The sequence below is a fragment of the Pelotomaculum sp. PtaB.Bin117 genome, from assembly GCF_002067195.1.
GTDB classification, from domain to species: Bacteria; Bacillota; Desulfotomaculia; order Desulfotomaculales; family Pelotomaculaceae; genus Pelotomaculum_D; species Pelotomaculum_D terephthalicicum.
In genome coordinates, this window is sequence record NZ_MVQM01000072.1 from 25,687 (window position 1) to 32,500 (window position 6,814).

General features: G+C 52.9%; 5 protein-coding genes. All 5 read left to right on the plus strand.

What is annotated here, in order from left to right; all coding sequences use genetic code 11:
• Positions 1-17 precede the first annotated feature (17 nt).
• A complete protein-coding gene (locus A4E54_RS04780; RefSeq protein WP_286724734.1) occupies positions 18-152 on the plus strand; it encodes a hypothetical protein in 135 nt (44 codons plus the stop codon).
• Between the two features lie 164 nt (positions 153-316).
• Entirely contained in the window at positions 317-3,901 is a 3,585-nt protein-coding gene (mfd, locus tag A4E54_RS04785) for a transcription-repair coupling factor (protein WP_286724736.1), read from the plus strand.
• Positions 3,902-3,928: 27 nt separating this feature from the next.
• On the plus strand, positions 3,929-4,909 hold the full coding sequence (locus A4E54_RS04790; protein ID WP_286724738.1) for a peptidylprolyl isomerase: 981 nt from the start codon (positions 3,929-3,931) through the stop codon (positions 4,907-4,909).
• 128 nt (positions 4,910-5,037) lie between these two features.
• Complete coding sequence (spoVT, locus tag A4E54_RS04795) at positions 5,038-5,598, plus strand: stage V sporulation protein T (protein ID WP_286724741.1); 561 nt, start codon at positions 5,038-5,040, stop codon at positions 5,596-5,598.
• A 109-nt stretch (positions 5,599-5,707) separates the two neighbouring features.
• On the plus strand, positions 5,708-6,814 hold a 1,107-nt coding region (locus A4E54_RS04800; RefSeq protein ID WP_286724744.1), incomplete at its 3' end, for a MazG nucleotide pyrophosphohydrolase domain-containing protein.

Genomic DNA, 6,814 nt, shown 5'->3' on the forward strand with positions numbered 1-6,814 from the left:
GGAGGAAGGGGAATGTTGTGATCTTTATGTTTGTTTGCGAAGTGCCGCGCCGCTATTGCCGGACAGTTGGATTTGACCGGTCCCGCACCCGCGGGCGCCGCCTTGACGGGTGGTGTGCGGCAAGATATAATAACGGTAAATACTGTTTGTGATGACTGTCGTGAAACAATATTTGGCGGATATGACAAAACCTTCTATAGCCAGCCTGTTATTAACTGATAAATTTGTTTTTTTAAAGTATCGGGACAAGAGGTTAGAGCTTTAGCCATGGGTATGCTAAAGCTCTTTTTGTGATGGGTTTCAAGGGAGGACATGTATGCGTGGTATTTTAAGACCTTTGCAGCGTTCTGCGGAATTTGTCAGCCTTGCGCAAGGAATAAAAAGAAAATTAAGAAAACAATTGGTTTATGGCCTGTCGGGTTCCCAACGCAGCTACCTGTTGGCCGGCCTGGCCGAGGAGACGGCGCTGAAGCCGATGCTGGTAATCACCCCGGGGGAGCGGGAGGCAAGTGTGCTGGCGGATGAGCTGGCCGGGCTTTTACCAGGTGTGTCCGTCAGGCAATTCCCGGCATGGGAACTGCTGCCTCATCATGTGCTGGCACAGAGCAAAGAAGTGACGGCACAACGCCTGCAGGTGCTGGAGGGGCTGTGCGCGGGTGAGCGTATGGTGGTGGTCACCCCGGTGGAAGCCTTGTCAAGACGGTTGATCCCGCCGGATGACTTCCGGGCGCCTGTTCTGCGCCTGGCGGTAGGGGAGCAGACAAGTCTGGAAGGACTTTTGACCGGTTTAATGGTCTTAGGCTATGAACGGGTTGATCTGGTGGAGGAGCGAGGCCAGTTTACCCTCCGGGGGGGGATTCTGGATGTCTTCCCCATGACCGCGCACAGGCCGGCGCGTCTGGAATTCTTTGATGACGAGGTGGATTCAATCCGCCGGTTTAACGTGCAGACGCAACGATCTGAAGAGAAAATAGAGAAACTGGCAATATACCCCGCGAGGGAACTGATCGTAGGCAGCGAATTGATTTGGCGGCATGCCCGGCGCGCCCTAATGAGCGAGTACAAGAATCAGGAACGTAAGCTTGGCCGGGCCGGTGACGCCGAAGCAGTCCGCCAACTCAACGAATTGGCCGGGAAGCTGCTGGAAGATGTCGCCGCTTACTTTAATGGAATTGAAAACTACCTGCCCTTTTTTTATGATGAGACGGTGACTCTTCTGGATTACTTGCCTGCCGGCGCCCTGGTTTTTGTCGATGACCCGGTGCGTGCCGGAGAAGTGGCGCGAAATGCGCAGCGGGAGCGCGCTGCGGTTAATAAGGAACTGCTGGCGAAAGGACGTCTGCTGCCTTCGCAATTTATGAACCACGTCGATTGGGACAGCATTGTTAATGAGCTTTCCTCCCGCGAGGTAGTCTACGGTTCCCTGCTGCCTCGTCTTACCCATCTTATGCAGCCTCAGAACACGGTTAATTTTCACGGCAAGACATTGCCCAGCTTTTTAGGCAACGTGGAAATGCTGGCCGGCGAAATAAAAGAATGGCGTAAATCAGGTTATGCCGTGGTGCTGCTGGTGTCAGGCCGCCAGCGATCGCAACAGCTTCTTGCCTCTTTAAAAGAATATCAAATTGACGCTTTTTATACGGGCTCGCTGGAAGGTCACGTGCGGGCCGGCAATGTGGTGATTTCAGCCGGCAGCCTGGTGGAGGGATTTGAACTTTCTGTCTGCCGGCTGGTGGTGGTTACCGAGTCCAATATGTACGGCCAGCGCAAAAAGAGCCACAAGGAAAGGAAACAGCTTGAGCGGCTGACTCCTTTTGTCGACTTGAAAGTAGGGGACTACGTGGTTCATGTTAATTATGGCATCGGCCGCTACCTGGGTGTTGTGCCCCTGACCATCGCGAATATCCGGAAAGAATACCTGCTGGTCAAGTATGCCGGTGAGGATAAGCTGTACGTGCCGGTCGACCAGGTTGGCTTAATTCAAAAGTATCTGGGCAGCGAAGGTGAGGCGCCGCGCTTGTCGCGTATGGGCGGCGGTGAATGGGCGCGGGCGAAAAACAGAGTTAAAGAGGCGGTCAGGGAGATGGCCCAGGAACTCCTGGCGCTTTATGCGGCCAGGGAAACGGTGCGGGGACATGGTTTCGGGCCGGATACGGTCTGGCAGCGGGAATTTGAAGAATCGTTTCCTTATGAGGAAACTCCCGACCAAATCCGCGCCGTTGAAGAAGTAAAAATGGACATGGAACGCAGCCGCCCGATGGACCGGCTGCTTTGCGGGGACGTGGGCTACGGCAAAACGGAAGTGGCGCTGCGGGCCGCTTTTAAAGCAGTGATGGAGGGCAAGCAGGTGGCCGTGCTGGTGCCCACCACCATTCTTGCCCAGCAGCATTACAACACCTTCCGGGAAAGGTTTGCCCGCTACCCGGTCAAAGTGGAAGTGCTCAGCCGCTTCCGGTCCGCCCGGGAGCAGCGCCAAATATTGCAGGGATTGGAACAGGGTACTGTTGACGTTGTCATCGGGACCCACCGGATGGTGCAGGAAGATGTGCGTTTCAAGGATCTCGGCCTGCTGGTCATAGATGAGGAACAGCGGTTTGGAGTGGCCCATAAAGAAAGATTGAAATTTATCCGCAAGAATGTAGACGTGCTCACCTTATCCGCCACGCCTATTCCGCGCACCCTGCATATGTCTTTAGTCGGGTTGCGGGATACCAGCCTCCTGGAAACCCCGCCTAAAGACCGCTACCCGATTCAGACTTATGTGCTGGATGAAGATCCGGTTTTATTCCGGGAATCCATCCGCAGGGAATTAGGGCGGGGCGGCCAGGTGTTTTTCGTGTATAACCGGGTTTTGGATATGGAGCGGGTGGTGCTGTGGCTGCGGGAGCTTGTGCCGGAAGCCAGAATCGCCATGGCCCACGGTCAGATGAAGGAAGATGACCTGGAGCAGGTGATGATGGATTTTCTGGACGGCAAGTACGATGTGCTGGTTTGCACGACCATTATTGAAAACGGGCTGGATATTCCCAACGTGAACACGCTTCTGGTCAAGGAGGCCGATATGATGGGCCTGGCCCAGCTATACCAGCTCAAAGGCAGGGTCGGCCGTTCCAACCGGCTGGCTTACGCCTATTTTACCTTTAAAAAGGATAAGGTGCTGGGCGAATCGGCGGAAAAGCGCCTGACCGCCATCCGGGAATTTACGGAACTGGGCTCCGGTTTTAAAATTGCCATGCGCGACCTGGAAATCAGGGGGGCCGGCAATATTCTGGGGGCTGAGCAGCACGGGCATATCGCGGCGGTAGGATTTGATTTGTACTGCCGTTTGCTTGACGAGGCTGTCAGGGAAGCCAAGGGCGAGAATGTCACCCAGGTGCCGGAGACCACCCTTGAGCTGCCGGTGGAGGCGTACATTCCAGACACGTATATACCGGATACCAACCAGAAGGTGGAGATTTATAAGAGAATCGCCGCTTTAGCCGCCCCTGCCGCTCTGGCTGATTTTGAGGATGAACTGGTCGACCGTTTCGGTGACCCGCCGGTAGTGGTGCAGAACCTGCTTGCGGTGGCAAAGGTGCGAATACTGGCCGGGCGGCTGAAGGTGAAAAAAATCAGCTTGCTGCCGGGTCAGTACCGCCTGCTGTTCGGCCGGGATCATCCTCTGACCGGCGAAGCGCTGGTGGCGGCCGGCCGGCGTCACTTGAACGAGGTAAAGTTCAGCAACGTGGGGGAAGAATTTGAAATAAAACTAAAATTTGCCGACCGCGGTTACGGTGATGCTCTGGTTCTGCTTAAACGGCTGGAAGACTTCTTAGCGGTTTTGGGAGGTTGCGGACGGGAGTATAACCATTCTGCCGAGGGTTCGCCGGAGGTTGTCACGAGCACGCGTGTTAATGTATAATTTCATTATCTGAAAGGAGATGGGGTATTGCATAAAAAAATTTTGCTGCTGGCTGTGCTGATAGTCTTTGCTTTAGCCGGTTGTAACCAGGATGTGGTGGCGACGGTCAACGGTGAGAAAATCACCGGCGCCGAACTGTCCCAGCGAGTTGACGAAGCTAAGGCCAGCCTGGAAAAGCAAGGCTTTGATTTCAGCGGGGACCAGGGTCAGACTTTAACGGAAAATCTCAGGAAGCAAGCTCTTGAGGAGATGATTAATGACAAACTGATGCTGCAGGAAGCCAAAAAGTTCGGCGAACTGACGGAGGAACAGGTTCAGGATAAAATAAAACTTTTAAAAGCGCAGTTCCCGACCGCGGAGGAGTACGATTTGTATCTGGCTCAATTAAAAATGAGCGAAGAAGACGTGGCCTATCTTTTAAACCTGCAGGAACAGGTGACCAAAGACGTCCCGCCGGTATCCGAAGATGAAGTGAAAAAATATTATGATGATAACAAAGAACAGTTTGCTCATCCTGATCAACTGCAGGTGCGCCACATCCTGTTCTTTGTCGACGACGGAACTAAAGGCTACCCGTTTCAGCACAGCGACGCTGAGGCCAGGCAAATGGCTGAAGACGTCATTGCCCAGTTAAAGCAAGGAAAGGACTTCGCCGAACTGGCCAAAGAGAAATCGGAGGACAGCGGCACGAAGAGCGGCGGCGGGCTGTATACTTTCAGCGCGGATAGTAATACTGACAAGGAGTTCTCAGACGCCGCGTCCGCGCTCGGCCAGGGAGAATACACCCAGGCCCCGGTGAAGACTGAATATGGCTACCACGTAATTAAAATGGAGAAAAAAATAGCCGCGGGGCAGTATTCCTTCGAGGAGGTAAAGCAACGTCTCACCGAAGAATTAAATCAAGAAGCGATAAGTAAAAAATTTAGCGACATGATGCAGGAAGTTAAAAATAATGCTAAGATCACAAATAAGCTCACGGATAATGAAGAGAACATAACTCAGCAGTAAAAGCAAACAAGATTTGAAAATTATGATTAGCTATTGGAAAAAAATGAATAAACGTTTCCTTTCCGATATATACTATCATTGAAAGTTATTCCGTGAGCATTTGCAGACAAAGGAGGGAAGGGAAGCTTATGAAAGCTACGGGCATAGTACGCCGTATTGATGATTTGGGAAGAGTCGTTATTCCTAAAGAAATAAGAAGAACATTGAAAATACGTGAGGGCGATCCGCTGGAAATTTTTGTTGACCGGGAAGGTGAGGTAATTTTAAAAAAATATTCACCGATAGGTGAATTGGGGGATTTTGCCAAAGAGTATGCCGATTCGTTGTATGAAGCTTTGGGACACATCGCCTGTATCGCGGACCGGGACAATATAATTGCTGTTTCCGGCGCCTCCAAAAAAGAATTTTTAAACAAACCGATCGGGAACGCTGTGGAAAAGGTAATGGATGAGCGCAAGGCCGTAGTGATCAATAACCCGGGGGAAGACCCGTTTTGCAAAGATTGCCTGACCATTGAAGAAGGTGAATGCAGGTATTCTTCCGAAGTTATTGCTCCGATTATTGCAGAGGGAGACCCAATCGGGGCGGTTATTTTGGCCACTAGGGAACCAGAGCTGAAAATGGGTGAAATGGAGTTGAAGCTGGCTGAAACCGCCGCGGGTTTCCTGGCTAAACAAATGGAGCAGTAGACAATGTGGCCTTACAAGGGCCACTTTTTTGTTGTTCGGCGCATTGTATGCCCAAAGGCCGCCGACAGTGAAGTCGTTCTTGAGAGTTAGTGAAAGGAGCACCGTTAACATGCCTCTGCAAGCCGGTATAACCATTACGGGGCTGGGCCCCGGAGCGCCGGGTGACATTACCATGAGCGCCTGGAAGGCGCTGAGATCCTCCACCTGCACCTTTCTGCGGACAGCCAGACATCCTGTAGTCAGTTGGCTCGTTAAGGAAGGGATTTCATTTTTCACTTTTGATTATCTGTACGAGCAGTCCCCCGGTTTTGAGGATGTCTATGAGGGTATTTGCCGGGCAGTGATCGCGGCGGCGCGCCGCGAACCCGTGTTATACGCCGTTCCGGGCCACCCGCTGGTGGCTGAGGAGTCGGTTCGCCTGATTGTGGAGGCTGCGGAGCGGGAAGGTGTCAGTATCCGTATCCAGCCGGCCTTAAGCTTTCTTGACGTTATTATCGCCGCGCTCAGACTGAATACCGGCGCCGGATTACAGGTAGTCGACGGGCTGCGTATTGACGATAATATGCCGCTGCCGGCCAGGCCCGCTGTAATCACTCAGGTATACAGCCGGCTGGTGGCGGCAGACGTTAAAATATCGCTTCTCGAAAATTATCCGCCCGGGCATTTGATCACCGTGGTGCGAGGAGCCGGCATACCGGGTGAGGAAAGGATTGAAAATATACCTCTGCGGGGGTTGGACAGGCTGGCATGGGTGGACCATTTGACAAGCCTGTATGTACCGGCAGTCGGAAGTCAGAGGGCGGAGAGCGGAGAGCAAGGAAAGAACGAAGCAGGTATGGATGATGGAGACGGGTCGGCTGGACAAGCGTTCAGGGATGGGGAAGAACCTGGCGAAAGCGGGGGCGTGGAGGTGGTTAATGCCGGGCGCCGGACGCTGCACGTCAGCCGGCGTGCCTGCCGCTTTCCTTTGGACCCGCTGGTTGACCTGCTGGCGAGGCTGCGTGGCAAAGGAGGCTGCCCGTGGGACCGGGAACAGGACCACCTCACTTTGAGACCGTATCTTCTGGAGGAAACGTATGAAGTGATGGAAGCCCTTAATGAAGAAGATATGTATAAATTGTGTGAAGAACTGGGAGACTTATTACTACAAATAGTATTTCACGCGCAGATTGCCGCGGAAAACCGGTTTTTTGACATGAACGATGTTATCGGCGGT